We start from the raw sequence: 25,877 nt of genomic DNA on the forward strand, positions 1-25,877 counted from the left end.
GTTTTATCTATTTTTGACAATATTTTTTATGCACAATAACACCCGCTATGGCGGCAATCATTCCCGCCCAGCCAATACAGGAAATAATAATTTCTTTTTTGGTTGGTCGCCGCAATTCAACATCGACTTCATACTTTCCTGGATGCCAAACTTTTTTCATTGGTAATTTCATATTCATTCCTCCAATTATCGTATGCCCTTAAGTTTTCTTCTTAATATGAGATTACCGCCAATTGAAAGCGATTGCAAGAAATATCATCACCTAAAAAAAGAAGATGGATAATAGTATCCATCTTCTCAAATAATTACGCATTAAATTGGTTAAGTAACTGACTAAATGGAATCAATCCATCTGCGTGATACTGCTTCACAAATGCATCAACATCCGCTTGAGTATGATTTCCATCAGCTTCCAATACAAGTTGTTCAACCGGTAATGGACGATCATCTGAAATTTTTACATCAATGACAGTCGGTCCGTTCACGGTTTGAGCATCCTTAAAAGCGGCCTTTAATTCAGCCAATGTCTTAACTTCATATCCTTTGGCCCCTAAAGCTGTAGCCGCATCACCGAAGTTCGCATCAATTAAGTCAACACCAGAATGGGGCTGACCTGTATCATCTTGTTCTGCCTCAATAAATCCAAGCGATTCATTTGTCAAAACGACGTTAATAATCGGCTGACGATACTTAACTTGCGTTAAAATATCGTGCATGACCATCGTAAAACCACCGTCACCACTGATTGAAAATACTTGACGGTCTGGATAAGATGCTTGGGCCGCAATCGCCGTTGGCAATGCATATCCCATCGTTGCGTACCAGCCCGATGTTGTAATCTTTTGCGTTGGCTTCATTTTAAGAAGACGAACACCATCGATCGTGACATTACCAACATCTAGTGCGAATACCGCATCATCTTTGGCAATTTGATTAATTTGTTCAAAGACCGTATCCACCCGCAATGGCGTCTGATCCTCGTTCACAAATTTTTTAAGCCACTCCAACCAATTCTTCTTGTCTGCCACCAAAGCATCGTAATACGCGCGACTTTCCACTGCACTTGAACGATCGATAAATGCCTGCAGAGCTGTTTTGGCATCTGCCAAAAGACCAACATCGACATGATGCCGTTTACCAATATTAGTTGGTTTAACATCCACTTGGATAAATTTTGCGGCTGGATTAAAGAAAAACGAGGCAAATGGGAAATTACTACCCACAAATAGAATGGCGTCAGCGTTACTTGCTGCATCAACCCCCGGCTTAGTTGCTACACGACCGGCACTCCCCATGTAAGCTTCATCAGCATCGGTGATGACACCCTTTGCGAGAGCAGATGACATCAATGGAATTTTCAACTGATCAGATAGTTGTTTCAACTCTTTGGCGGCTTTTTTGGCACCTAATCCAAAGTAAATGAGTGGACGTTTAGCGTTCGTTAAAATTTCAACCGCCTTATCAACGGCTGTTTGATCTGGAAGGGGATAATTATCAGTAACCACATAATTATCTGCAGTTGAAACATAGTTATCTTCAATTTCTGCCCAACCAAGGTCTTTGGGAATCGTAACAACTGCCACGCCTGAATGCTCGTAAGCTTGTCGAATTGCTTGGTCAACTACCGCTGGCAATTGTTCGGCAGTCATTACCGTTCGATTGTAAACTGAAACATCCGCAAAAATTGGATTTTCATTTAATTCTTGGAAAAAGTCAGTGTTCATAGCACTCGTTGGTACCTGTGCTACCAAGGCTAGCACTGGCGCATGGTCATGTTTAGCATCGTAAAGACCATTCAGAAGATGAACCGCACCAGGGCCTGCGGATCCAAATGTTACCCCAATTTTACCAGTTAATTTAGCTTCACCGGCTGCCGCAATGGCCCCTGTTTCTTCATGGCGAACCTGAATATATTTCATCGTACTCTTCCGATTGTGAAGTGCATTCATGGTCGAATCAAAGGAACCTCCTGGCAATCCAAATAGATGATCGACATGCCAGTCTTCTAATACCTTAATCATTGCATCTGCTGCATTAATTTTTGACATTTTAACGTCCTCCTCTAGAAATACAATCATTTAACATGGTCTACTTTATATCACTTACTAAAAATAAGCAACTAAAACGGTTTCTTTTTGTTAAAAAATTAATCTCTGCTCGCCATTATTAATCTCCTAACAACGGTAGCATAACACGTTTTACAAAAATGATGGTAGTAACACACACACTGCAATTAAAATAAACGTCACCTGCTGCGTGTGTTTGCTCGATAAATATTCTTGGTGCTTTTCCTCATCCGATTTAGCGTCATACATTTCCGCCATCACGTCGATCATTTCATCGACTTGGTTAAAATACAGCGCTAACATCATGCGTTCCTCTTGAGAATACTCAACTGGCGAACTCAAGTGCTGTTGCAAATCAATCACTTGCGCAATTTCCGTACGTTGCGTCAAACCAGCACTCGTTAATTGCTGAATCTGTTGTTTAATCTTCCAGTCATGACTAGCTCCATAAGGATGTTCATCTGCCTCGTTGGCCAGCGTTGCGACAGTTTGCTCCCAGTCACTAAATATGTTTTTAGAGGCCACCAACTCACCAGCGTTACGTCCCAACTTTTTGAACCAGCTTCGTTTTTGTCCCCACCGATCCGGATAAAACTCGTTCAATCGAATCATTCGATACGAAAAAATAAACAGCAACCCAAATAGAATCAAAATCAGGAGATTACCAAAAATACTCCACAAGCTTGATGTCAATGACCGCTGCTCAATCCAATTTGAAAATAATGTGTATGCTAACGGAACACCAATAAAATTCAAACCCATTTTCATTAACTGGCGATTGCCTTCACCTGTTCGATTCACAGCATCTTGCATTTCTCTAAAATACTTATATAGCATTCCCATTGATCCCTGATACTGTGATTCATCCTTATACTGGCTCATTAAAATACGGTACGCCCAGATTAAAAATACGAGGTTCACGAAAAGCATTAATAATTTACCGGTTTGCGGTGTCATTGTCATTTTCAAATCTCATTTCTTCATTGATCTAGTCTTTCATTACTAATAGTTCTCGAAAAAACGCTCACAAATTTCATGAGCGTCATCCCCTTAAAAGTGCAGCAGTTCAAAAGCCTGTGGATTGCGCTCATTTGATAATTGTGAACGAAATTCATGTTGATCATATAATTTTTGTTCCAAACTATTTAATCGCGTACGTTCCACGGCATCTAAACTAATAATGGCCTTATATCGCTTAGCCTGATTCTGATAATCCTTTTTCGTGTACTCATCCAGATCACTCAAAAATGGTTGCGCGTCCCGGCGATACTTATCAATCATTCCCTGATCTCCATGCGTCAAAGCGGTTTGGATGTACGCTTGAATCTTGGTCATTGCCAACGCTAGGCTCTGCTGATCAACGGGTCGTTCAAACTGCTGTTCGTTAAATACTAAAGCTTCGTATACTGCTTGATCATCACTGTCACGAGTAATAATTTGATGCAACCGCCGCCGTCTCGCAATATCATTTTCATGATCGTCCAAAATGTTTTCAAGGTCTGTTTTATCATCACTGTTTAAATTCATCGTTTTCAGACTCGTTACGCCAATCACACTGCTATTAGCTAACGATCCATCTTCCGCAAATTTCATCAAGGTATCCTTAACTTTTTCTGGTTCTCCAAAAAGTGCAAAGGTTAAATCAGTTTGGACATCATCGGTGAAGGTTTGACGATCTATAATGAGTTTTCCTTGGTCATTTACCTGACCATGTTCTTGAAGATGATTAGTCAAAATCTGATTTAGGTTAATTCCGTAACGATAATTACTACTTACTAGCGCATAATTGTTTTCCATAAAACGGATCAACTCCCTCGATAATTACTACCTTCAGTATACTGCGAAAGCCCATTCATAAGCCAGTTTTTCCAATTTATTCCCACAAAAAAACATCATCATAGTTTCTGACGATGCTTCTGCTTGATTTATATTAAGCTGTTTTTTTAGCTTCTGATTTACGCACGATTGCACGTTGATTGAGTTCAGTCACTGTTAATGAATCCTGCTTATCGAATTCTTTGATTGCTACCAAAACAGAATTCTCATAAACCTTTTCAACTTCTCCAGCAAAATCATGCTCGAGTGAGCCAAACTTTTTGCATTTAACTTTGTCGCCAATCTCAAATTCAGTCATTCAATTCACCTCATAGAATTAATCATGTTATATTAACAAATAATGTCACAATATGCAATCAACTTAAGTATTATGCAAATACTTTTTTACGTTGACCAGAAACTGCTCGTAATTCACCATTCATAATTTGGCTAATATGTTCCTTCTCATCACTGTTAGCACTGCCTTCAACAATTGACTTCATCCGTTCCAGCTTCTTCAAATGCTTGATCGCTGCCATATAAGAGCCCGTTAATACTAAGACAGACCCCACCCAAGCCAATGGATTGGCAAAGCAAGCCCCCGCATACCCAAAGTTAGCTGCTAACACCAGGGCTGCAAACGAGCGCATTACTAACTCGGCGGTTCCAGCAATGGTTGGTACCACACTTTGGCCCAAGCCCTGTAAGGTATAACGAATAATGAATAGGATCGCCAAAATCCAGTACGAACTACCAACGATATTAAAGTAAATCTGCGTTAGTTTTAAAACTGCTGGCGATTGATTACCAATAAACAGCATAACTAAGTTTTGACCAAATAAGATGATCAATCCGCCAACAATAATACTGAACGTCACTGAAGCCATTAACGATTGGCGTACGCCCTTAATAATACGCGCATACATCCCAGCACCAATATTTTGCGCCGTGAAGGTGGCCATTGTAATTCCAAATGACATCATTGGTAGGCTCGCTAATTGGTCGATCTTAGTGGCCGACGTTGTAGCCGCCACTGAGGTCGTTCCAAGCCCGTTTAAAGCCGACTGCATGAAAATGCTCCCGACCGCAATAATCGAAGACTGGAAGGCCATTGGCAGACCAATTCGTGCATGGGTGCCAATTTCTTTGAAGACGCCCTTAAAATCAGCCGCATGAACCTGTAACAGTGGAATTCGTTTTGAAATATAGATCACACATAAAATACTGGAAATAACTTGTGAAATAACCGTTGCCCAGCCTGCCCCGGCAACGCCCCAATGAAATCCTACGATAAATAAAAGTTCCAAAATAACGTTGACCACCGTTCCAATAATCAGGAACCATAAGGGGGTCTTGGAATCACCTAATGCTCTGATTTCGTTCGAAAGCATGTTAAAGGCCATTGATGCAAAAATTCCCATGAAGATAATAGAAATAAATTTTTTGGCATTAACATAGATATCTGTCGGCGTGCTCATCAAATGCATGATCGGATCAAGGAAAATTAAACTAATTGCAGTTAACATAATGGTGACAATTATACTCATCACGATACTTGTTGCAAAACTCTTGCGAACACCGCGGTAGTCGCGTGATCCCAATCGTTGAGCAGTGACAATAGAAAATCCAGACGTTAATCCGGTCGCAAATCCGATAATCAGAAAGTTGAGACTTCCTGTCGATCCAACTGCGGCTAAGGCATTAACACCCAATGTCTGACCAACAATTAAAACATCAGTAAAGTTATATAATTGTTGAAAGAGGTTCCCAATAAAAAGTGGCAAAGTGAAACGTAGAATTAGTTTAAGTGGATTTCCCTGTGTAAGATCTCGCATCTTGGCACTCCCTTCGTTTGTTATGAAATAAGCACAATGCTTTGCATTTTACGACCATCCCTGCAAAAAAACAAGCTAAAAGGTAACATTTCTTATAATTTCTTATAAAAACCCTTTTCATTATGAGAAGCATGCTAAAATGATGGTATTAATAACACTTAGATTGGAATGCATTGAATGCTAATTATCATTTATCTGGCCGTATGTACGATTCTCATGCTCACTACTTGTCTGGGATTTAGTGCACAGACACAAAAAAAAGTAAAAACCTGGCTAGTCATTAGTCGCACACTTTATTTGCTCCTGCTCATCATCGCTGGCACTCGTTTCTTCTATTTAGTGACGGCTACCCCTGCCATGGCGATTATCAAACTACTCCTGACAATTGTTTGGGTATTTTTCATTGAAGCTGGTTTTACACAAAAACAAGAGCAACACATTACCGTTCCACTCGGAACCGCAACTGCATTGCTCTTCATCGCTAATTTAACACTTAACTATTATTTTTAACGTTGCCAATAGCCAGCGTTAATTGTATCTAACATTTTAGTCAGCTGAACCGTTTCTTCAACATCATGAACGCGTAAAATACGACCACCATGTAAATACATGTAAGCTTCAGCAATCAAGGTGACCGGTAACCGGTCATCTTTTTTTAGTCCAAACAATTTAGCCCCAAATCCCTTACGAGAAATGGCAACCATCATCGGTCGACCAAGGTAGTTAAATTGATCGATATTGCGCATCATGGCGTAATCTTGATAACCATCTGCCACCTTCGAATAGCCAATGCCTTGATCAAGTGCAATTCGTTCACGATCAATGCCAGCTGCCGTCAACGCCGATAAATTAGTCTCAAAAAATCGTTTCATTTCTCGAGTTAAATTATCGTATTCAGTATCCCGACTACTGTGCATCGTTAGCAATCCGGTCTTCGAATTAGCAAACAATGCTAATTTATCAGGCACATCAGTGAACGCGTTGACATCATTAATAATATCAACCCCTGCTCTCACCATTTCCTGCATAACTGGTAGTTTGTAGGTGTCAACGGCCACGGCCACCTGTGGGTAATGTTGCTGAATTAAAGTGACGGTGCTACTAATTCGGCGAAGCTCTTCGACCGGAGTTACCTCAACGAAGCCGCCTGGTCGAGTCGTTTGCCCACCAACCTCAATAACGGTTACGCCAGCAGCAATCATGCGCTCGATTTGATCAGCAATGGCAGCTGGATCTTGGAAGCGTCCGCCATCGTAAAACGAATCTGGCGTAATATTCAAAATACCATAGATAATCGGCTTTTGACTGATATTAAAGTCAAACCGCGTTGTTTGCCAATGAACTTCATACTTGCGCGTAATCGCGGTTAGCGATCGAACACATTCTGGATCGTTCACAAATTTTGCTGCACACCGGTCAGCAAAGGTTGCCCACGCCGCAAATGGTATCGTGGCCTGAACACTCGTCTCTTGATCGACAAAGTCAGCATCAAACTGTGCCAATAGCTCAATCAACGCCGCATGCTGAGTATCGGTCACAAGGTTGAATTCAAGCATTAGCTGCGCTCGTCGTTGCACTAATCCTTGCAACACACGACTTTCAAAGCTATTTGTATCATTAACTACAATTTCATTAATTTGCATGGGTCGTCTCCTCCATGTGAGTCATCAAATCAGCAATGGCCTTTGTACGATGCAACAACGGTAATTTTACAGCATCAGATAATTCAGCTAATGTCTGATGCATGCCGTCCGGAACCAGAATCAAATCGAAACTGGCCCCATTTTGGCCACGTTCTTCAGTTGCGATGGTGCCATGGAACTCACCATGCCCGATCACCGATTTAATCGGCGTTCTCAGCACCAATGTCGTTGTCATGGTGACTTCACGACTTTTATTGGCCACAATTGCTAAAATACGTTGATTCAGGTGATGCTCAGTATCTGTATACATCTTCAATTGGCGGGCCGTTTGAACGCCCAACCCGTCAGGATCGGCAGCCAAAAGCATTCCGGAATCATCAGCTACGATCCACTCATCCGGAAGCAACCGCGCAATAAAATTCGCTTTTCCCTGAGCATTTTCTTGATAACTTTGGGTGCCTTCACTAGGAAATTCATGGCGGCCAATCAATTGTTGATACGAGATTGCTTGGTAGCCGAGATAAGCAAAGCACGTGACTAATTCAGCCGTCTTTGCTTGGTTGTTTGACGCAATCACAAATCGTCGCTTAGTTTTCATCCAGTTACTCCAACTCCTTGATTAGATAAAATGAACCTGTAATCACAACAACTGATTTTTCATCACTCGCAATTAACGCCTGACGGAGTCCCTCACGAGCATCAGCAACAATCTGTGCTTCCGGTAATAACTGCTTTAATTGATTCTGATTGAGTGCTCGTTTGGGATTTGCTGGCGTTGTGATAAAAATCTGTGCACCGAATTTGCGATACATTTCTACCATCTCAGCATAGTTCTTATCCTTCAAAAAGCCGATGACAAAAATCCATTTACGATCTGGAAACAGATGTCCCAAACTACGCATGAGTTGCTGCGTACTATCAGGATTATGTGCACCATCGATGATCACCGGCGGTTCTGATAATAATTGCTGCATTCGTCCGGCAATTTTAGTTGTTGCCAACGTCTGCAATAGCGTCTGCACATTATCAACATAGTGCCGCTCAACAAGCCAATCATAAACCATGAGTACCGTTGTTAAATTATCAATTTGAAAATCACCAATTAATGATAAGTGAGCTTTCTGCTGTACCAAATACTGAGAATTCAATACCAGATCAAATCCCGTCAATTGTTCACTAATAATTTGGATTTTAATTTGTGTATCGTCGACACATGCCTTCGCATGATGTGCTTGCGCAGTATGTCGAATAATATCAATTGCTTCATCATGCTGATGAGGCGCCATAAACACGGTTGTTCGTGGCTTTATGATCTGAGCTTTGTTCGTTGCAATTTTAGCAATTGTATCTCCCAAAATTTTGGTATGATCCAAATCAATATGCGTAAAAATCGTCAACAATGGCGGTTCAATGGCATTGGTGGCATCCGTCAAGCCGCCCAGTCCCGCTTCAATAACTGCCCAGTCAACCTGCGCATCAGCAAAAGCCTGAATCATAATGAGTGTAAACCACTCAAAAATGGTCAGATCGCTTGGTTGCACATCCAGCGGTAATTGCGGCACAATTTTTTCATAGGTTGCCACAAAAACTGATCGTGAAATTAGCTGATCATTGATTTGAATCTGCTCACGCTGGTCAACTAAAGCGGGGCTCGCAAAGTGGCCGACGCGATAGCCTTGATTTTGCAGTAAGTGCGCCACTAACGTTCCAGTCGATCCTTTACCATTAGTTCCCGCAATATGAACAATTTTAAAATCCTGATCCGGATGACCAAGACGGGCTAACACCCGTTTTAGGAGTCCCACGCGATCATTATTTCCCGCGAGCATGGCTGTATTGAGTTGCTGAATCAAAGCATCATAACTTAACAATTACTTTCTCTCCGTTTGCCGTAAAAATTCCTTTTTCAAATCCCGATCTTCCTTAAAAGCACCACTAAATTTAGACGTGTAAGTATATAAATTAGACTTATTAATCCCACGCATCTCCATACACATATGCCGGGCACTCAGTGAAACAGCCACACCGGCTGGATGAAGCATCCGTTCCATTTCGTTTAAAATATCGACCGTGATTCGTTCTTGCATCCCCGGTTTTCTTGCCGCAAAGTCAACCAGGCGTGGTACCTTGCTTAGACCAATAACCACACCGTCTTGGGGCACATAGGCCACATTCGCCACTCCGAAAAATGGTAATAAGTGATGCTCACACATCGAGTAAAACGGAATCTGTTGCACTAATACCATCTCTGGGTCATCGTCAATGTGAAATAACTTGTAGTCTTCAAAGTGGGGCTTACCAACTGATGAAAAAATTTCTTCATACATTTTAGCTACCCGTGCTGGTGTTTCAACGACCCCTTCACGCGTTGGATCGTCGCCCACTCCGGCCAGAATTTCACTGACCGCATTCTCAATTCTCTTCTTATCCATTTATGCCTTTTCTCCACTGTTTCTATATTTTCTGACCCAATTACTATCATCCGTCGTTGCAATCATTTGATTAACGATCGCATGAATCTGTGCATCCCCCCGGGAAATCTCTTTAATTGGAACTAGTACAAATAAACGATGCTGTACCTCTGGATGAGGCAATGTCACAACGGGATCATCGCTGTGGAGATTATCAAAAAAGATAATATCCAAGTCAATCGTCCGTGGTCCCCAATGAACTAGCCGCTTCCGATGTAATTGCTGCTCAATCTGATGTAATTGCGCTAGTAGTGCTCGTGGTGTCAGACTAGTTTCAACTTTAACCGCAATATTTAAAAAATCATCTTGAACGACGCCACCCACCGGCTCAGTCTCATATAAACTCGACACCTGCTCCACCTGAATGTCATGCATTGCCTTCAATAACACCACTGCTTGGTGTAACTGTGCAGCCCGATCACCAATGTTGGACCCCATACTCAAATAAGCCACTGACATCTTTACCGACTCCCTGATACTTCAATTTCAATATTGTCGAAAATTCCAGCAATCGGTACGCTATACTTTCGAACTCGGAGCGTGATGGCTTCGATCGTTGGATATGCTTCTAATAATCGCTGTAGCAGCTGATTAGCCACACTTTCGATTAAATCATAATTATTATTTAAAATAAAATCGGCCACAGTTTGATAAACGTCCGCATAACTCACCGTCTCATTTAAATCATCATGGACCACTTTTAATTCAATCGGATACGTCAATTCAGCATCGACTTCTAATTTCTGGCCTAATTTCTTTTCTTCAGCAAATACTCCGTTATAGGTATGAAAACTCATGTTGTTAATTCTGATTTTTCCGATCCCACTCACGCCCTTCGATATTTTCAGTAATATCATAGCATTTTTTATCTTTCAATTGCGCAATTTTGATCCAAAAGGATAATTTATTGATCTACAGATAAAAATAAATATTCTACACGTTGTAGTTTACAAATGACAGTTTGTCGTGTTATATTATCAATTGTTATTTTTTATGAAGATTTGGAGGTGAAAATATGACCAAAAGAAGAAACTTGGATCTCGACAAAGTTGTGAACCAGGCCATCGAAATTATTCAAGCCGACGGCATTAAGGCATTGACATTACCTCGATTGGCCAAAGAACTCGACATCCGGACTCAGTCGTTGTACAACTACATCGCCAATCTCGATGAACTCGTCTCATTAATCGGTGCACGACTCATTCGGGAGATGTGTCAGGAAATTAAAGATGGCATCATTGGGCTCTCAGACAATGTCGCCTTGATCCAGTTCGCATCGATTGCGCGGCGCTACCTATTAAGTAAAGGTAATTTAGCCCTTGTTATTTATGACCTGCATTCGTTCCCCACTAACTCTCAGTTTTCAATCGAAGCTAAAAAATTAGTGGACCTTCTCAATCAGGTGCTGGCCTCCTCAACACTTAAACAAGAAGAACAGTTTGCCGTGTCACAGACGCTCATCAGTGCCGTACTGGGATTTGTTTTCATTGAAACCTCCAACTTCTATGATCTAGCAAGCGAAGACGATGTTGAAAAAAGCTACTGTCAAATGCTCAAGCGGATCATTACACCAAACCAATCGATTTAAGCATATTAAAGGAGAGAAAGTATGGGAAAATTCGTTAAAAATCACGTTGGTTCACTAATTGCGTGGATTGCGATCGTTGTCATTGCATTGTTTATGATGCCTAATATCAACACGTTAACCCGGGAACACGCAACCATTACATTACCTAAGGATTCTCAAAGTCAAATTGCAAATAGCATTCAGAAAAAATGGGGCTATGGTCAGGGAAATACATACCAAGTTGTCGCCGTTTTTAATAACGGTAACCATAAAATGAGTGCCTCGGACAAGCAAAATGTTCAAGATGTCGTCAACAAGCTTAAAAATAATAAGCAAAAATATGGCATCAAGAGTATTACAGCCCCTAATGACAATTCTGCCACGAAAGCGCAATTGATTTCGAAAGATAAAACAACTCAACTCGTGCAAATCATGGTCAGCAAAAAGCACGGCACAGTTAAGAAAATCAACCATGAACTAACTACTGCAGTTAAAGCTCACGGGGTTAAATCCTACATCACGGGTTCGGATATTCTGAATGATGATTTTTCTGCCGCCATTCAAGAAGGAATCAAGAAAACAGAAGTTATTTCCATCATCTTTATTTTCATCGTTTTAGTATTAGTTTTCCGGTCACCAATCGTTCCCCTAGTTTCTCTATTGTCCGTTGGGGTATCATTCTTGACCTCCTTAAGCATCGTAACCAACCTCGTGGAAAAGTTTAATTTTCCGTTCTCAAACTTTACTCAGGTATTCATGGTAATTGTGCTCTTCGGGATCGGGACCGACTATAATATCCTCCTATATAATCAATTCAAGGACGAGCTTAGTCGGGGGCTCTCCAATTGGGAAGCAACTCGACGCGCCCGAAAAGAAGCTGGAAAAACCATTTTGTATTCAGGTTCTTCCGTCTTAATTGGTTTTTCAGCCCTTGGTTTAGCCAAATTCTCTATTTATCAATCTGCCATTGGAGTCGCTGTTGGGGTAGCCGTCTTACTTATCGTGCTCCTAACACTTAATCCATTTTTCATGGCCACAATGGGCAAAAAGATGTTCTGGCCATCTAAAAATTTCGATGGCGAAGGTCAAAGCAAACTCTGGCACCGGCTTTCAAGTAACGCGACCATTCATCCAATCATCTCATTAGCAATCGTTTTAATCTTGCTAATGCCGTTTTACTTCATGTTTAACAGTAAACTAAATTATGATGATACTGATGAAATTAGTAACTCGGTTGCCTCTAAACAAGGTTTTCTCGTTGTTCAAGATCATTTTTCAAAAGGGACCGCTGAACCATCAACCATCTATATCAAATCGAACCACCGGTTAGATAACGAAAAAGATCTCAAAGCGATCGATGAAATTACTCGTAAACTTCAACAAGATCCAAGTGTTAAAACCGTGGCTTCGGTCACGCAACCTGGTGGTACTAAGGTTAAAAAGCTTTATGTCACCAATCAACTAGGTACCGTTAATAGCGGTCTAAAATCGGCTCAGACTGGTCTTGGTAAATTATCAACTGGTAGTTCACAAATGACCACTGGATTAAACCAGCTGTCTGCTGGTAGCCAGCAGTTAGTAAACGGCGTCTCGCAACTAACAAGTGAGCTCAATAGTCAATTATCAGGTAGTAACGCTAGCCAAATTGCACAGCTGGAATCTGGCTTACCACAAATTAATAGTGGTATCCAACAGCTAAACACCGCACTTCAAAATTCGGGAACTTCTGTTGATACAAGTGCCCTGACCTCAGAACTCACTAACGTTGGGTCACAGGCTAAAGTAATTGGTAATAACCTGACTCAGGCTGGTAACACTTTGAGCGGATTAAGTTCAACGGACACGTCTGGTGCTGCTTCACAAATTATTTCAACCGCCAACAGCAACGGTGCTAATTTAACGGCACAGCAACAAGCCATCCTCTCACAGGTAATTAGTGCCGCCATGACACAACAGTCCCAGACACTAGAAAACAAATTGACATCTGTTGCTAATAACATCAAAGCTGCCGGTAGTGCCGACCAAAGTTTGGCTAGCTCCATGCAAAGCGTTAGTGGTTCAGCCTCCTCATTGCAGTCAATGCTGAGTCAACTAACCACTTTGAAATCACAAGTCAGTGAGCTCGCAACTGCATCTAATACTGCACTTCCTGGTGCTGCTACCGCTTTGAAGCAACTCACAAATGGCTTAACACAAGTGCAATCAGCACTCGGATCCAGCCAGACTGGTTTGACTCAAATCAACACCGGGATCAACAAACTGGCTTCAGAATCGCCACAAATGACGACCGGGATTAATAAGGTCAACTCTGGTCTTGGTGAAGGTGGCAGTTACCTGAAAGGACTATCAAATTCAGCTGCTTCTGATACCTACTACGTACCAAAGAGTATTCTTCACGGCAAATCCTATAAACCGGCAGTTAAGACCTACCTCTCTGAAGATAAGAAATCCGCCAAGATTACCATTGTACTGAATACTAATCCAAGTGATTCGGTTGCCACGAATAAAGCTCGTTCACTTGCCAACCTAGCCCGTAAGAACTTGAAGGGAACCGATTTAAAGAATGCGACTGTTGCAATGGGTGGTCAATCATCAACCCTTGCTGATACAAAGTCGATCGCTAGCCAAGACTTTATCCGGACGGCAGCCATCATGCTGATCGGGATTACATTGGCGCTGATCTTTGTCACTCGTTCCCTTCTTCAACCACTTTATATTATTGGCACCTTAATGCTCGCCTACATGACTTCATTAAGTATCACTCATTGGCTCGTCAAACTGGTCATGGGAAAGGATATGTTGGCTTGGAATACACCATTCTTCTCGTTCATCATGTTAATCGCACTTGGGGTTGATTACAGTATCTTCCTGATGATGAAGTACCGCGAATTTGGGCGAGATAATATGATGCCATCTAAGCGCATGGTTAAATCTGCAAGCATTATCGGAACGGTTGTCATTTCTGCAGCGATCATCCTGAGCGGTACCTTTGCCGCACTGATTCCTTCAGGCGTTCCAACGTTAATTGAAGTCGCAATGGCCGTTATCATTGGCTTGGTTATCCTGGTATTTATCATTCCAGTAATCATTCCAAGTACAATTCGATTAACCTATCCAGTTAAATCTGGCTTCCAAGATGCAGAAGAAAAAGAAGATCAAAAGCATCGAAACAAGTAACCTATCGTAAAAAACGGATGATCCTGTAATAAGGGTCATCCGTTTTTAGTTATAATTTAATGTATGAATAGCCATTTTGCTGCAGCTCAGCTAACCGTAAGCTTCCGGCAGGAACCACGGTTGCTGGCTTAATTGACTGTTCTTTAATTTGCCGAGTACGAAGAGAATTACGACATGCTTCAAATTCTACCATGGCATGTGTCTGCATGAACTGTTGAAATCGTTCCTGCGAATAGATCTCGGTACCGTCTCCGATGGCGACAACAGTTAACTGAACTTCGGGTAAAATATTCAATGCATTTTCAATGTTAGCCTTAAGTTGTGGTGCTTTAATTGGATCGTCGATATGAAATACAATTTTCATTAAATTTGGTGCTCCCTTCCAACATGGGGTCATGGTACCCGTCCACACCATGAATTTGCAAGAATTTGAACTTGTTAATTCCGAGTGGGCTCGGTATGATTAAATAAACTTATGCCGGAGGAACACGATCATGTTTTTAACAACTGGAAGTATCAACCAATCACATGCCATCAAAGGAATTGTCAACGCCACCAGTCACCTAATGTTGGCATCTGAAACAATCGACGCTTTTGAGTCAATGGATCAACTATTTTCAGACGTCGAGGAAAAAATGCGGCAACGGGCGGCCGAAAATGGTGCCGACGGTATTACGGACGTCAAGTTTAATACACAGGTCGTTCAACTGCAGGTTGCTCCTAAATTTTTAGTCGTCACTGGCTATGGAACAATGATTAAATTTATCGAATAACGCTGGAATCGAGTTAACAGGAATTGAACCTGTTTCAGAGATTGCAGATTGTTCTACTTCAGATATCGCGCGTAGCTTCGTGTGGTATCAGTCCCTAGTTGCCAATTTTCTATAACTCGTTAACAACACGAGTATAGCAGGAATCCCAGATTTTGGTTTGAAGAAAGCATAAAAAAATAATAAAGATTGCAAAAAAGCAGCGAGATTAAAAATCTCACTGCTTTTTTCGTTAATGGTAAATAGCTACTTGTGATGCCCGAGGCAGGATTCGAACCTGTACATGGTTACCCATACAGCGACCTGAACGCTGCGCGTCTGCCAGTTCCGCCACTCGGGCAAGCAACAATATTATTTTACACTATCTTGATTAGTTTGAAAAGGCATTTTTTAGAATTACCCTTAAAAATAATTTAACTGGCCGTAACTAGTTTGTTTAATCATAATGTTGGTATAATAACCTTATCATTCAACTAAGGAGTTTTACATCAAATGCCTTTTCTTGCGATTATTGTCGACTTTATTGCCGTCGGTCTTTACCATATTCAGGCGATCAACTTAACATCAAGTATTTTGCTGATTGGACTGATTGGTCAAACCTTAATCACCCTAGTTTTACTTATTTTCACCTTCCAGTACAAGGGTCCTCGATTTACCAGATATCAACTGATCTTCTATCGTTTCTTCTCGATTCGTTATGCGATCATTTTTTTATCCATGCTCGTTAATGCGTTAGTTCTATTCTTATATTACTTAAACTATTCTGGAATTAATCCCCTTATTTTTCAGTAAGCAGTAAATAGCGACCTCCCCAATACCGAGGAGGTCGCTATTTAGGTTGTCAACGGTTATTCACCAGGTTGGTACGCTTCATCAATCACCAGAATTGGCTTAATGGTCTTACCACTGATGGAATCAGCATTGGCTTCATTAATTTGATCAAATTTGTAAAATTTCTCAGTTTTATCAAAATCAAACATACCGGCCTGATAAAACTCAATCAACCGTGGAATGTCAATTTGTGGAATTGAATCTCCCATATTAACACCAATGACAGACTTATCATCCACACATAAATCATTCCACGTATCCACATCAATGTGATTTGGAGTAACGGCAATGCAAGCACTGACTCCCCCTTGTGCCAAGGCCTTAATCGAAGCCTCCATCACACCCGTGACACCCGTAGTATCGACAGCAAAATCCACACCATGACCATTAGTCAGCGCCTTAATTGCTTCTACAGGATCTTCTTCCTTACTATTAATTGCATTCGTCGCACCCAGCTCTTTAGCAAGAGCTAGACGATGATCCACAATATCAACTGCGATCACTTTCGTACAACCGGCAATCTTCCCAGCCATCATTGCGGCCAGTCCAACAGCGCCAGTACCAAATACTGCAATCGTTTGTCCCGGACGTGGTTTTAATGTATTTAATACCGTACCGCTTCCAGTAACATAACCGCATCCTAACGGCCCTAATTTACGCAAATCTAATTCCTTTGGAACTTTAACCGCGTTGCTTTCCCGAACCACGGTTGTTGTCGTAAATGATGACTGATCAAACATGTCAGCCACCTTTTCTCCATTTTCGGTAAAATGTGCAGTTTTATCTGGACGGACCCCGGATAAATTGTTCTCACCATAATGTAAGCATTGCGTCGGCTTACCCTTTAAACAATTTTCGCAGTTACGACAGGAATAAAATGATAAAACCACGTGGTCACCTGGTTCAAAATTTTGAACGTGGGAACCAACCTTCTCAACAATCCCAGACCCTTCATGACCCAGAATGATTGGATAATCAATGACGGCATCCCCTTTACGTAATGCCTCATCAGAATGGCAAATTCCACTCGCAACCATCTTCACCTGAATATCATCTGGCTGCATTTCAGCTAATTCAATATCATCACGAATCGCAAATTGGTCACCTTTTTTATCAATCACTGCTGCTTTAATCTTCATATCCACCACTCCTTGATCAAATCAAAGTAAACGCTTTCACATAGGTACAATTTAGTTATACTAAAATTTATTGGATCATGCAAGGGCTGATTTTCAATGTACTTCCACAAAATTTTACGTAAAAAAATAAAAGCTACGACTAATATTGCATTAATCATAGCTTCTATTTAAAAGATTCGAATTTACCAGAATTTCCATCGATGAACTGGCTTACCCGCGAGCTGACGGGCATCCATTTTTCTTTGACGTCGTTGTGCCCGCCGAATTTCATCACGTTTATCAGCCATTTTACGCTTAGTCTCAGGATCAATATATTCACTAATTAAAATTTGTGGATTATATACCATCCCTTGGCGCTCAAGTTCCTTGAAAATACCCGTAAATTGCTTTTGTCGATAATTAAATCCATCAATCATTACGGTATAAAAAGCAACGTTACCGTTATTTTTTATATTTTCCTTCAAGTTTTCACCTTGGTTGTCTTTCACCAAAGCATCCTTAGCCAAGATACCAATTTGCATAACGGCATTATTGGGAACCATTTCGATTTTCATAATATCCGACCATGGAAGGGTAATGACATCCTCACGCGTATTGTCTGTAATCCCTTGCTGATCAATGACATACTCTGGGTGCCGTTGAAATGCTTTACTCATTGTTCGAAATACAAGATAGCCAAATAGTACTGCAAACAGTAATGCAAACAGTTTTAAAATCAGCCAAGTTTTAGCAAACAGGACAGCGAAAAAGGCGATCGCAAACACCGTAAAAATTAGACCTGTGGTATAAACACGTACCTTATCAGGATATACTTCATAAACATCTTCCATAACTGGTTGCTCCCTTTTTAAATGCTAAAAGGGAGATTGCAATCTCCCTCTCAGCAAACCTGATTTATCAATGAATTAAAGTTCAACACGCTTTGTATCTGGTAAGGTTTGGAAATAAACATCAATACCCTTGTCTTTTAATTCATGTAAAATGCCAACTTCTTCTTCACTAACAGATGCAGTTGGAATCACAGCCGTTGTATTGGGCTTTTTAGATACCCCTGCCACCATCAACGATTCAAGTTCAAGGCCATTTTCAACGGCTTCTTTGGCTTCCTTAATATACTTGAAGACCAAGACAACCTTATCGTTACCAAATTGATCCTTTTGCCATTGTTCACCCGCTTCTTTAGCGCTGTACACACGGATCTTTAGGCCACCCGTAGAATTGGTGCTGACGTAAATATCCTTCATAAAGTCGTCGGCAGCGGTTGCATTATCAATGACGTAAACCGCATTAGTCCCGAGACCCTTCGTCAGCTTTTGCATGACCTGTCCATGAATTAAACGATCGTCAATACGTGCAATATTAATTTTCCCCATAGTTTGTGCCTCCAAAAAAGTCTTTTTAAGTTCTAGTTTAATTATCGTGCTTTAAGAAATTTTTATCAATCAATTTAACACCATCTTTTGCAACTTCGATGGAATCGTTAATCAACTTGTCAGTATCATCAGTTGCTTCTGAGAAGTTTTGCAAATTAATTAACAGTGGCAAACTTAAGCCCGTCACAATTTTCAATTCACGATACTTAGCAAGCGTTGATAGTGCCACGTTAGAAGGGCTGCCACCAAGCAAATCAACAATAATAATTGTTTCATCATATGATGCTGCATTATCTTCTAAAACCTTGTAGGTCTGTTCGCGTAACGAATCAACTGACTCACCAGGATGTAGACCTAGTCCTGTAACGTTTTCCTGTGGTCCCATTAGGAGTTCCAAACTCTTAACAGTTTCAATTCCCATGTCACCATGTGTAATTACTAAAAATGCTCTTTTCATTGGTTTGCCACCTCATAATTTGTTTAGTTAAATGATGTAGAAAATACTCAAAACAATCAGAATCCCAGTCAAGTAAAGTAACCCACGAGTAATCTTCAAGCCTTGCTTCTGGAAGTAGAAGTAGAGACCTAGCACAACAAGCAATGGCAACATACCTGGCATGATTGTATCCAAGATTTCTTGGATATTGAATTTCTTACCGTTGATTGAGAACTTAATGTAACTTTGAACCTTGATATACTGTCCAGCTAGAATCCCCATCATATAGAGACCCATAACTCCCAGTCCATCAATAATTCCGGCCATCCGGCCACCAGTCATGATTTCCTTAGCTGCATTCCGACCCAGTGTGTAACCCATCTTAGTCAGGTAATAACCATAAGTAAAGGTTGCAATACTGAACAGTAAGAATGGTAACAGGGCACCTAAGAAGTTCCCTTTTTGAGCAAATGGTAAGAAGATCGCGATAAAGATATATTGAACAGTCCCAGAATCAATTGAATCACCAATTCCGGCTAAAGGTCCCATCAAACCAACCTTAGTGTTGTTAATCATGTCTTCAGAGATGGCCTCTTCACCATTCGCCATCGCTTTAGCACGCGCTTCTTCAAGTGAAATCGTCACCCCAGTTAACGTTCCACCACCCCAAGTTGCTTGAGTGTTGAAGAAAAGTAAATGCCGTTGAAAGGCTTTTGCCAATTCATCATGGTCCTTATACAATTTTTGTAATGTTGGAATCAGACCAAAACAAAATGATGGTGCCAGCATCCGGTCAAAGGTATGTGGGACTTCGTTAGCCCACCACCAGCCGAACCATGACTTCATTAAATCCTTATTGGTAATTTTGTCTGGTTGTGGCAATCTGTGTTCCGTATTATCTTGCACGGCTTCATTAGCCGTTGCTTGGATATCAGCAGTTTCACTCATCGATAGTCCCTCCTTTAATTATTTTCCGTGTTACGTGATGTCAACATGACGTAGATGATGGCAAAGATGGCACCAAATACGGCATAGATAGTCATGTTGATGTCCAGTTTTGCAAAGGCCACACTCATGAAGTAAGCCAAGAAGAAGAATGGTAATAACGTCTTCTTACCAATAACTTGCATGATAATTGCGATCCCTAAGGCTGCTAACCCACCACCGACACTGTTAAGAACATGAATAATCGTTCCGTGTTCGATATTGGCCACAACTGATGAAATTACCGGAGCACCAAAGTATAGGGCGATGAAGATCAATGGGATAAACAGTAAGAACGAAATACATGCTGGAATAACCATAATTGAGAACTTCAAGCCTCGTGCATTACCCTCGGCAGCAAATTTGTCCATCGATTTCAAAGCGAAAGTGTTGAGGAAGAATCTGAATTGATACAGGTAACTTCCGAGCAAGGCAACCGGCACCGCAATGGCAATGGCTCCTTGTGGACTCATATGTCCTAAAATAGCAACTGGTACGGCAATCGCTGTTCCGATACTTGGTTCAGCTGGCAATGCCCCACCTGGTGCAACGAATCCCATGTAAACTAATTGAATGGCAGCGGTTACAATCATGGCTTGTCTAAGATCCCCCATGATAAGTCCGACCATCATCCCTGTCATTAATGGACTAAAGCGCATCGTCAAAGTCGCAAACCCCAGAATACGAGATTCAACAAGCGCCACCCAAATGGCAATCAAAAGTGCTTGCCATACTGTTAACGTCACATGCATTATATAGTACCTCCCTAAAATAAATGAATAAAATGATAGCAACTAAACAACAACGACAAATTGATTTTTGTGTCTAAACACATTATATATGAATTCGCTTTCATTACAAGCTTGAATATAATATTTTTTTAATATAAAATGTTGTTATAAATACTACGTTCGTCTTATCATGCTCTTAAACGCCGGTAAATCAACGTTTCGTAGGGAGGTGAATTTATGAATCCCGAATTATTACAAACTTTTCTAAAGATCGTTAAATATAAACAAATCTCACAAGCAGCCGATTCGTTATATATTACCCAAGCGGCCGTTAGTAACCGACTCAGTCGACTAGAAAGTCAATTGGGAGTTAAACTAATCAATCGTGTGAAGGGCCAAGCTAACGTTACCCTGACTAAATATGGCCGTCGTTTGGTCCCCATTGCAAACGAATGGATGGAACTCGTCCAAGAAACTGCCAATTTGAAAGAACTCGCTAACTATGACAACTTAACCGTGATCAGTTCTGTCGATATTAACACGTCACTTTTATCGCTTCTCTTGCCGGACTTTATGGAAGATAATCCGCTTCTTCGATACACCATTAACACTGGTAATACCGAGAAAATCTATACCTCTATTGAAAATGGTACTGCAGATTTAGGAATCTCCTTCAATAAAATTAGCCGCTACCAAGTAGATAGTCGCAAAATTGGTGAGGAACGTCTTTTTCTGATTACTGGAGCGGACAGTGACTATCCAGACTTCGTAACCACAACGATGTTATCTCGATCCGATGAACTCTTTGTCCCCTGGAATGAGGATTATGTTAACTGGCATTTAATGTGCTGGGATGATAGCATTAAGCCGCTTCTTCAAGCGGATGGTGCCGTCCAAGTTCCCGGATACTTACGTTTTCCAAAGGCTTGGACCATCATTCCTGAGTCATGCGTTCAAATCATGGCACATCTTGAGCAGCCCTACCGCGTGTTACAGCTATTAGAAGAACCACCGGCACTTAAACTCTATGCTTTAAAGAAAAAAGATCGCCATCTCAAGCAGGCTTCTATCGACCGCTTAATTTTACAATTGCGTTCAGCTATTTATAAATATCATCAGCAACAGCAAAATCACGAGGCGTAGTTACAATTTTATTTGTAAAATTTGCTATACTGTTTGTTGGTAGTCAGCGTTGCACTTAATTTCAAGGAGGACTTTATGTCAGAACTAACTATTTACTTCGTTCGTCATGGCAAAACACTATTTAACCTGTTCAATCGAATGCAAGGTTGGGTTGATTCAGATCTCACTGAGGATGGAAAAGAAGATGCAATCAAGGCTGGCAAGCGGCTAGCCGATATCAAATTCGATTGCGCTTATTCCTCAAACACTGGTCGAGCAGAAGCTACCCGCGATTTAGTGGTTAGTCAGTTACAACAACATCCCTCAAAAGTAGGGGCCATGCCTGAATTTCGAGAAGTTTTGTTCGGTTATTACGAAGGCTTAGATTCAGATCAAATTTGGAATGAAATTGGAACCCCCTACGGCTATCATACGCAAGAAGCCATTATTGAGGCTGGCGGTCTCCGATACGCCCGAGAGTTAATGAAAAAAGAAGATCCTAGTCATATGGCCGAAACATATGACGAAGTTATTAATAGATGGCAAGCTGGTATCGACCAATTGCAACAGGCCTACCCCAACGGCGCCAAGGTGCTCATTGTGACTCACGGAACATCTTTACGCATGTTTGCCGATCATCTGGGCATCGAAACACTTAATAATTATCCTGAAAATGGTAGCATTTCTACTTTAACAGTTGATGCAGATGGCGAACGTTTTACTTCTTACAACCAAAAAGATTAGTATTTTAAAACCGGAAAGAGAAAATTTTTTCCGGTCCCCGATTTAAAATTGAAGTGCAACACTAGTCAACTAGACCAATTGGTCTAGCAAAAAAGGCCATGAAGACCTATTCTTATAAGCGACTAAACAAAGTAAGAAAGGAATCTTCATGACCCAATCTAAGAATACTACGTATACTCACTACCAACAACTGCAATTTGATGAACGAGGAAAAATTGAGGCACTTCATAAACAAGGAATGTCGATTAGACAAATTGCGCAGTGTATTCATCGAAGTCCAAGTACCATTTCCAGAGAAATTCAGCGTGGTACCGCTGTTCAAATAGACTCACAGCGACACTGTACATACTCTGCGTACTTTGCCGAAACTGGAGAGGCTATCTATCGTAAACATCGCTCTTGCAGCACTTGGCACGGTCTATTTTCGAGGTGTACTTTCTTTACCAGTCTGCTCACTAAAGCCCTTAAAGCAAAGCCTAGGGTTTATAGTGTTGACACATTTGTTCATTGGTTTAAGCAGAAATATCCAGACCAAATTTGTCCTTCAACACCGACGGTGTATCGATATATTGATGACAATCGACTATTGTTACGTAATCAAGATTTACCCATGAAACTACGTCGTAGGATCAAACATCATGGTCGTCATCATAACCGAACGAACAAGAAGGTCTTGGGTCAATCAATTGAACTTCGTCCATCAATTATTGAAAATCGTTCTGAATTTGGCCATTGGGAAGGTGATCTAGTTAAAGCTAAACGTGTTGAATCCGAACCCGCACTAATGACGCTCACAGAACGTTTCAGTCGGCTTGAGATCATTGTCAAGTTGCCTAATTACCGTGCGCAAACCTGTCAAAAGGCTCTTCAAACAGTCATCGATGATTATGGATCACAGTACTTTAACACGGTGACTTTTGACAATGGTAGTGAGTTCTCTTTGCTAAATGATGTTTCCGGAACTGATATCTACTTCGCGCATCCATACTCTCCCTGGGAACGTGGGACTAATGAAAACACCAATGGTCTTCTACGCGAATTCTTTCCAAAGGGAAAATCATTCAAAGGCACGTCACTAGTTGATATTCAGGAAGTTCAATACACACTTAATCACCGTCCCAGAAAGTGCTTGGGGTATAAATGTCCGGCGGACATTGTCCCTGACCTAGCTGATTAGCTATACCAATTTATTAGAATAGATCAAAGTGTTGCACTTGGTTTGACAATTCGGGAAATTTTTTCCGGTTTTTATATTGAAAAAAATATTACGATCAATTTTGATTCGACATTTGTTAAATCTTAGAAAATTTACGATTGGTCGACAAGTCTGAGGTCTATATTTGAGAATCTAGGCGATATGCATTATCCTTGTCACAAAAAAATAACGCTTTAGCAAAAATGGCGTCCAACAAGCTCCGACGCCACTTTTATATCTATTAAATGAATGACGAAATTCAATCGTATGCAATAACAAATATCACTTCGATTCACTATTCCGTGTGAATCGAAGTGATATTTGTATCTAGTGCTAATTATTTTATTAGATCAGTAAATCCAGTTAGTTCAATGAATCTAGTAATTTGTCAGCCCACCATAACGGGCACTACCAGATTGTACGCTTACCGTTGATCAGACGCGGTTTAGCCGGTAACCTTGATAACACAATGAAGGCCCGTAAGGAGAAAAAGATCGATACCACGCCGACAACATAAAACCACGGATTATTGTGCATATTGAAGTATGGGCTAATACTTGACCACATATTAAACGGTGTAAACGAGTTGATCGTCCCGATGGCAATTACAATTGCGAGCCCCCAACTTGCACCAATACGAGTTTCCCGCTTTTCCCAATACAGACCAGGCATAATCCCCATCAAAACATTGGTAAAGATGTACCATTTCAGCATCACCGGATCGTTCATGAAGACTCGGAATAAGTTCACCACCATAATCATCACTACAAGCCACCCACCAACACGGATCCACGCTGAGGATACGGAAACGGTCGGTCCCCAAATTTCAACTCGTTCAACGTAAATACACATCACAAGATTATAAATTTCAAACAGTGTCCAAACTACCTCGGCCACCGACGCGGCAATAAACAACCAAAACCCGCCATTTTGGTGGGCGGCGAGTGCAAATACAAAAATTCCCATGGAATCAATCGCAAAGTAAAACGAATGCATCAAAAGATTGTATGGCGCTCTTCCCTCTCGGCGAACCAACGCAAAACTATAAATATACTCGATAAAACCGATGGCGAACGTGAGTGCTGCCACCGATAAAGATTGGACGTAATGCGGTGAGCTAGGGCTCAGTGCCACAACGAACTCATGCGCTGTGTATCCAGTCCCATTAAACGTACCAAATAAACCATGAATTAATGACCACATTGTTGAGCATCTCCTTATTTGTTAGACTGTATACCAGAATATCCCTTTGTAATAAGAAAAATAGCCATTTCACATTCAAACTGTTTAGTTAAACGAAAAAAGGTGTCATTAAATGAATTCACGCGTCATTCGTACAAAACACGCACTTCGTTCTACCCTGTTTCTCTTATTAGAAACAACCAGCATCGAACATATCAGCGTCTCTGCTCTTTGTCGGACAGCTCACGTAACACGCAAAACCTTCTACACCCACTACGATACCGTGGTTGATGTGTTCGAGGACTTTCAAGAAGATACAGCAATGGCTGTTCAAGCGGCATTGGAGCGTGGCACCATGAACGCTGACCGACTACTTACCACTTTTGACCAAATCCTAATGGTCAATTTTGCAGCATTCCGTTACCTCTGCTTACAAACACCAGAGCCACAATTGGTAACCGACCTCAAAAACATGTTATTTGAAACGTTCAGCGATCAGCTGGTTGCTGGTACACCTACCGGTCCCCAGCAACTCATCCTACACTCAACGGCTGATACCGTTGTGAACAGTTATATCTACTGGTTTCGTAACCCGGATACCTTGACTTACCAAGATGTAGTAGCCACCAATACAACACTTCTCAACGCCACGAGTTCTTGTCTCTAGCCGTTTAGATATCCCCGGTAACGATTATGTGACGACAACATACATGAAATCCAAGTTTTGTGTAACGTCAAACGTAAGCACCCAATAACAGACCGGCAAAATTAATTGAGCCATCACCTCGAATTTTGA

The 25,877-nt window shown here is 41.1% G+C and carries 29 protein-coding genes and 1 tRNA gene; 9 read left to right on the forward strand and 21 right to left on the reverse strand.

The window, feature by feature from the left end; translation table 11 throughout:
• Nucleotides 1–7 precede the first annotated feature (7 nt).
• The 6 genes from FC26_RS12770 to FC26_RS08465 form a co-directional block, all read right to left on the reverse strand.
• Entirely contained in the window at nt 8–172 is a 165-nt protein-coding gene (locus tag FC26_RS12770) for a hypothetical protein (RefSeq protein ID WP_157061141.1), read from the reverse strand.
• Between the two features lie 133 nt (nt 173–305).
• Nucleotides 306–2,048: a pyruvate oxidase gene (spxB, locus tag FC26_RS08445; RefSeq protein WP_057779605.1), complete on the reverse strand. Its 1,743-nt coding sequence runs from the start codon at nt 2,046–2,048 to the stop codon at nt 306–308.
• 150 nt (nt 2,049–2,198) lie between these two features.
• Entirely contained in the window at nt 2,199–3,029 is an 831-nt protein-coding gene (locus FC26_RS08450; RefSeq protein ID WP_057779607.1) for a hypothetical protein, read from the reverse strand.
• 87 nt (nt 3,030–3,116) lie between these two features.
• Nucleotides 3,117–3,863, reverse strand: coding sequence for a hypothetical protein (locus FC26_RS08455; RefSeq protein ID WP_057779609.1), 747 nt, complete (start codon nt 3,861–3,863; stop codon nt 3,117–3,119).
• A gap of 133 nt (nt 3,864–3,996) precedes the next feature.
• Nucleotides 3,997–4,200, reverse strand: coding sequence for a hypothetical protein (locus tag FC26_RS08460; RefSeq protein ID WP_057779612.1), 204 nt, complete (start codon nt 4,198–4,200; stop codon nt 3,997–3,999).
• A gap of 70 nt (nt 4,201–4,270) precedes the next feature.
• Nucleotides 4,271–5,716, reverse strand: coding sequence for an MATE family efflux transporter (locus tag FC26_RS08465; protein ID WP_057779614.1), 1,446 nt, complete (start codon nt 5,714–5,716; stop codon nt 4,271–4,273).
• Between the two features lie 177 nt (nt 5,717–5,893).
• On the opposite strand from FC26_RS08465, the gene FC26_RS08470 reads away from it, so the two are divergent.
• Nucleotides 5,894–6,226 (forward strand): DUF1516 family protein, encoded by a 333-nt coding sequence (locus FC26_RS08470; protein ID WP_057779616.1) that lies wholly within the window; start codon nt 5,894–5,896, stop codon nt 6,224–6,226.
• Here FC26_RS08470 and folP read toward each other — a convergent pair.
• The 6 genes from folP to folB are packed head-to-tail and all read right to left on the reverse strand — an operon-like array spanning nt 6,223 to nt 10,687.
• Nucleotides 6,223–7,359, reverse strand: coding sequence for a dihydropteroate synthase (gene folP, locus FC26_RS08475; protein WP_057779619.1), 1,137 nt, complete (start codon nt 7,357–7,359; stop codon nt 6,223–6,225). The genes FC26_RS08470 and folP overlap by 4 nt on opposite strands.
• On the reverse strand, nt 7,349–7,957 hold the full coding sequence (locus FC26_RS08480; RefSeq protein ID WP_057779621.1) for a non-canonical purine NTP pyrophosphatase: 609 nt from the start codon (nt 7,955–7,957) through the stop codon (nt 7,349–7,351). Before FC26_RS08480 ends, folP begins: the two co-directional genes overlap by 11 nt.
• Nucleotides 7,958–7,961: 4 nt before the next feature.
• Nucleotides 7,962–9,230 (reverse strand): bifunctional folylpolyglutamate synthase/dihydrofolate synthase, encoded by a 1,269-nt coding sequence (locus FC26_RS08485; protein WP_057779624.1) that lies wholly within the window; start codon nt 9,228–9,230, stop codon nt 7,962–7,964.
• On the reverse strand, nt 9,231–9,791 hold the full coding sequence (gene folE, locus FC26_RS08490) for a GTP cyclohydrolase I FolE (protein WP_057779626.1): 561 nt from the start codon (nt 9,789–9,791) through the stop codon (nt 9,231–9,233).
• Nucleotides 9,792–10,289 carry a 2-amino-4-hydroxy-6-hydroxymethyldihydropteridine diphosphokinase gene (folK, locus tag FC26_RS08495; RefSeq protein WP_057779628.1) on the reverse strand — a complete coding sequence of 166 codons (498 nt, stop codon included), beginning with the start codon at nt 10,287–10,289 and terminating at the stop codon, nt 9,792–9,794.
• Between the two features lie 2 nt (nt 10,290–10,291).
• Nucleotides 10,292–10,687, reverse strand: coding sequence for a dihydroneopterin aldolase (gene folB, locus FC26_RS08500; RefSeq protein WP_083483794.1), 396 nt, complete (start codon nt 10,685–10,687; stop codon nt 10,292–10,294).
• Between the two features lie 158 nt (nt 10,688–10,845).
• On the opposite strand from folB, the gene FC26_RS08505 reads away from it, so the two are divergent.
• Together FC26_RS08505 and FC26_RS08510 are read left to right on the forward strand one after the other, a co-directional pair.
• A complete protein-coding gene (locus FC26_RS08505; RefSeq protein ID WP_057779632.1) occupies nt 10,846–11,418 on the forward strand; it encodes a TetR/AcrR family transcriptional regulator in 573 nt (190 codons plus the stop codon).
• 21 nt (nt 11,419–11,439) lie between these two features.
• Entirely contained in the window at nt 11,440–14,574 is a 3,135-nt protein-coding gene (locus tag FC26_RS08510; protein WP_057779634.1) for an MMPL family transporter, read from the forward strand.
• A gap of 49 nt (nt 14,575–14,623) precedes the next feature.
• On the opposite strand, the gene FC26_RS08515 is transcribed toward FC26_RS08510, so the two are convergent.
• Nucleotides 14,624–14,938 carry a DsrE family protein gene (locus FC26_RS08515; protein ID WP_057779636.1) on the reverse strand — a complete coding sequence of 105 codons (315 nt, stop codon included), beginning with the start codon at nt 14,936–14,938 and terminating at the stop codon, nt 14,624–14,626.
• 130 nt (nt 14,939–15,068) lie between these two features.
• Here FC26_RS08515 and FC26_RS08520 point away from each other — a divergent pair, with 130 nt between their 5' ends.
• Entirely contained in the window at nt 15,069–15,347 is a 279-nt protein-coding gene (locus FC26_RS08520) for a heavy metal-binding domain-containing protein (RefSeq protein ID WP_057779640.1), read from the forward strand.
• Between the two features lie 253 nt (nt 15,348–15,600).
• On the opposite strand, the gene FC26_RS08525 is transcribed toward FC26_RS08520, so the two are convergent.
• Nucleotides 15,601–15,684 (reverse strand) — tRNA-Leu (locus FC26_RS08525).
• Between the two features lie 152 nt (nt 15,685–15,836).
• Between FC26_RS08525 and FC26_RS08530 the strand changes: the two genes are divergently transcribed.
• Nucleotides 15,837–16,136: a hypothetical protein gene (locus FC26_RS08530; RefSeq protein ID WP_057779641.1), complete on the forward strand. Its 300-nt coding sequence runs from the start codon at nt 15,837–15,839 to the stop codon at nt 16,134–16,136.
• 56 nt (nt 16,137–16,192) lie between these two features.
• On the opposite strand, the gene FC26_RS08535 is transcribed toward FC26_RS08530, so the two are convergent.
• From FC26_RS08535 to FC26_RS08560, 6 genes are all read right to left on the reverse strand, one after another.
• On the reverse strand, nt 16,193–17,314 hold the full coding sequence (locus tag FC26_RS08535; protein ID WP_057779643.1) for an NAD(P)-dependent alcohol dehydrogenase: 1,122 nt from the start codon (nt 17,312–17,314) through the stop codon (nt 16,193–16,195).
• Nucleotides 17,315–17,496: 182 nt separating this feature from the next.
• Nucleotides 17,497–18,144, reverse strand: coding sequence for an STM3941 family protein (locus FC26_RS08540; protein ID WP_057779646.1), 648 nt, complete (start codon nt 18,142–18,144; stop codon nt 17,497–17,499).
• A 75-nt stretch (nt 18,145–18,219) separates the two neighbouring features.
• Nucleotides 18,220–18,687, reverse strand: a complete 468-nt coding sequence (locus FC26_RS08545) for a PTS sugar transporter subunit IIB (protein WP_057779648.1) — start codon at nt 18,685–18,687, stop codon at nt 18,220–18,222.
• A 37-nt stretch (nt 18,688–18,724) separates the two neighbouring features.
• Nucleotides 18,725–19,144 (reverse strand): PTS sugar transporter subunit IIA, encoded by a 420-nt coding sequence (locus FC26_RS08550; protein WP_057779650.1) that lies wholly within the window; start codon nt 19,142–19,144, stop codon nt 18,725–18,727.
• Nucleotides 19,145–19,171: 27 nt separating this feature from the next.
• On the reverse strand, nt 19,172–20,071 hold the full coding sequence (locus FC26_RS08555) for a PTS system mannose/fructose/sorbose family transporter subunit IID (protein WP_057779653.1): 900 nt from the start codon (nt 20,069–20,071) through the stop codon (nt 19,172–19,174).
• A gap of 14 nt (nt 20,072–20,085) precedes the next feature.
• Nucleotides 20,086–20,859 (reverse strand): PTS mannose/fructose/sorbose/N-acetylgalactosamine transporter subunit IIC, encoded by a 774-nt coding sequence (locus FC26_RS08560; protein WP_057779655.1) that lies wholly within the window; start codon nt 20,857–20,859, stop codon nt 20,086–20,088.
• Between the two features lie 216 nt (nt 20,860–21,075).
• Here FC26_RS08560 and FC26_RS08565 point away from each other — a divergent pair, with 216 nt between their 5' ends.
• The 3 genes from FC26_RS08565 to FC26_RS08575 all read left to right on the forward strand — a co-directional run bounded on the left by FC26_RS08565 (nt 21,076) and on the right by FC26_RS08575 (nt 23,881).
• A complete protein-coding gene (locus FC26_RS08565; protein WP_057779657.1) occupies nt 21,076–21,981 on the forward strand; it encodes a LysR family transcriptional regulator in 906 nt (301 codons plus the stop codon).
• A gap of 75 nt (nt 21,982–22,056) precedes the next feature.
• Nucleotides 22,057–22,704, forward strand: coding sequence for a histidine phosphatase family protein (locus FC26_RS08570; protein ID WP_057779659.1), 648 nt, complete (start codon nt 22,057–22,059; stop codon nt 22,702–22,704).
• A 148-nt stretch (nt 22,705–22,852) separates the two neighbouring features.
• The gene (locus tag FC26_RS08575; RefSeq protein ID WP_057779661.1) at nt 22,853–23,881 is read left to right on the forward strand and encodes an IS30 family transposase; all 1,029 of its coding nucleotides are present in this window, start codon (nt 22,853–22,855) and stop codon (nt 23,879–23,881) included.
• A gap of 426 nt (nt 23,882–24,307) precedes the next feature.
• Here the strand turns inward: FC26_RS08575 and FC26_RS08580 are convergent, their stop codons facing one another.
• Entirely contained in the window at nt 24,308–25,102 is a 795-nt protein-coding gene (locus FC26_RS08580) for a hypothetical protein (protein WP_057779663.1), read from the reverse strand.
• Between the two features lie 112 nt (nt 25,103–25,214).
• Between FC26_RS08580 and FC26_RS08585 the strand changes: the two genes are divergently transcribed.
• Nucleotides 25,215–25,748 (forward strand): TetR/AcrR family transcriptional regulator, encoded by a 534-nt coding sequence (locus tag FC26_RS08585; protein WP_057779665.1) that lies wholly within the window; start codon nt 25,215–25,217, stop codon nt 25,746–25,748.
• The last annotated feature ends 129 nt before the right edge of the window (nt 25,749–25,877 follow it).

Origin of the sequence: Paucilactobacillus vaccinostercus DSM 20634 (assembly GCF_001436295.1) — a bacterium.
GTDB classification, from domain to species: Bacteria; Bacillota; Bacilli; order Lactobacillales; family Lactobacillaceae; genus Paucilactobacillus; species Paucilactobacillus vaccinostercus.

Bases quoted from the DNA above. Each gene is read 5' to 3' on its own strand.
- FC26_RS12770 (WP_157061141.1), bottom strand. From the start codon at position 172: ATGAAATTACCAATGAAAAAAGTTTGGCATCCAGGAAAGTATGAAGTC.
- spxB (WP_057779605.1), bottom strand. From the start codon at position 2,048: ATGTCAAAAATTAATGCAGCAGATGCAATGATTAAGGTATTAGAAGAC.
- FC26_RS08450 (WP_057779607.1), bottom strand. From the start codon at position 3,029: ATGACAATGACACCGCAAACCGGTAAATTATTAATGCTTTTCGTGAAC.
- FC26_RS08455 (WP_057779609.1), bottom strand. From the start codon at position 3,863: ATGGAAAACAATTATGCGCTAGTAAGTAGTAATTATCGTTACGGAATT.
- FC26_RS08460 (WP_057779612.1), bottom strand. From the start codon at position 4,200: ATGACTGAATTTGAGATTGGCGACAAAGTTAAATGCAAAAAGTTTGGC.
- FC26_RS08465 (WP_057779614.1), bottom strand. From the start codon at position 5,716: ATGCGAGATCTTACACAGGGAAATCCACTTAAACTAATTCTACGTTTC.
- FC26_RS08470 (WP_057779616.1), top strand. From the start codon at position 5,894: ATGCTAATTATCATTTATCTGGCCGTATGTACGATTCTCATGCTCACT.
- folP (WP_057779619.1), bottom strand. From the start codon at position 7,359: ATGCAAATTAATGAAATTGTAGTTAATGATACAAATAGCTTTGAAAGT.
- FC26_RS08480 (WP_057779621.1), bottom strand. From the start codon at position 7,957: ATGAAAACTAAGCGACGATTTGTGATTGCGTCAAACAACCAAGCAAAG.
- folE (WP_057779626.1), bottom strand. From the start codon at position 9,791: ATGGATAAGAAGAGAATTGAGAATGCGGTCAGTGAAATTCTGGCCGGA.
- folK (WP_057779628.1), bottom strand. From the start codon at position 10,289: ATGTCAGTGGCTTATTTGAGTATGGGGTCCAACATTGGTGATCGGGCT.
- folB (WP_083483794.1), bottom strand. From the start codon at position 10,687: ATGATATTACTGAAAATATCGAAGGGCGTGAGTGGGATCGGAAAAATC.
- FC26_RS08505 (WP_057779632.1), top strand. From the start codon at position 10,846: ATGACCAAAAGAAGAAACTTGGATCTCGACAAAGTTGTGAACCAGGCC.
- FC26_RS08510 (WP_057779634.1), top strand. From the start codon at position 11,440: ATGGGAAAATTCGTTAAAAATCACGTTGGTTCACTAATTGCGTGGATT.
- FC26_RS08515 (WP_057779636.1), bottom strand. From the start codon at position 14,938: ATGAAAATTGTATTTCATATCGACGATCCAATTAAAGCACCACAACTT.
- FC26_RS08520 (WP_057779640.1), top strand. From the start codon at position 15,069: ATGTTTTTAACAACTGGAAGTATCAACCAATCACATGCCATCAAAGGA.
- FC26_RS08530 (WP_057779641.1), top strand. From the start codon at position 15,837: ATGCCTTTTCTTGCGATTATTGTCGACTTTATTGCCGTCGGTCTTTAC.
- FC26_RS08535 (WP_057779643.1), bottom strand. From the start codon at position 17,314: ATGAAGATTAAAGCAGCAGTGATTGATAAAAAAGGTGACCAATTTGCG.
- FC26_RS08540 (WP_057779646.1), bottom strand. From the start codon at position 18,144: ATGGAAGATGTTTATGAAGTATATCCTGATAAGGTACGTGTTTATACC.
- FC26_RS08545 (WP_057779648.1), bottom strand. From the start codon at position 18,687: ATGGGGAAAATTAATATTGCACGTATTGACGATCGTTTAATTCATGGA.
- FC26_RS08550 (WP_057779650.1), bottom strand. From the start codon at position 19,144: ATGAAAAGAGCATTTTTAGTAATTACACATGGTGACATGGGAATTGAA.
- FC26_RS08555 (WP_057779653.1), bottom strand. From the start codon at position 20,071: ATGAGTGAAACTGCTGATATCCAAGCAACGGCTAATGAAGCCGTGCAA.
- FC26_RS08560 (WP_057779655.1), bottom strand. From the start codon at position 20,859: ATGCATGTGACGTTAACAGTATGGCAAGCACTTTTGATTGCCATTTGG.
- FC26_RS08565 (WP_057779657.1), top strand. From the start codon at position 21,076: ATGAATCCCGAATTATTACAAACTTTTCTAAAGATCGTTAAATATAAA.
- FC26_RS08570 (WP_057779659.1), top strand. From the start codon at position 22,057: ATGTCAGAACTAACTATTTACTTCGTTCGTCATGGCAAAACACTATTT.
- FC26_RS08575 (WP_057779661.1), top strand. From the start codon at position 22,853: ATGACCCAATCTAAGAATACTACGTATACTCACTACCAACAACTGCAA.
- FC26_RS08580 (WP_057779663.1), bottom strand. From the start codon at position 25,102: ATGTGGTCATTAATTCATGGTTTATTTGGTACGTTTAATGGGACTGGA.
- FC26_RS08585 (WP_057779665.1), top strand. From the start codon at position 25,215: ATGAATTCACGCGTCATTCGTACAAAACACGCACTTCGTTCTACCCTG.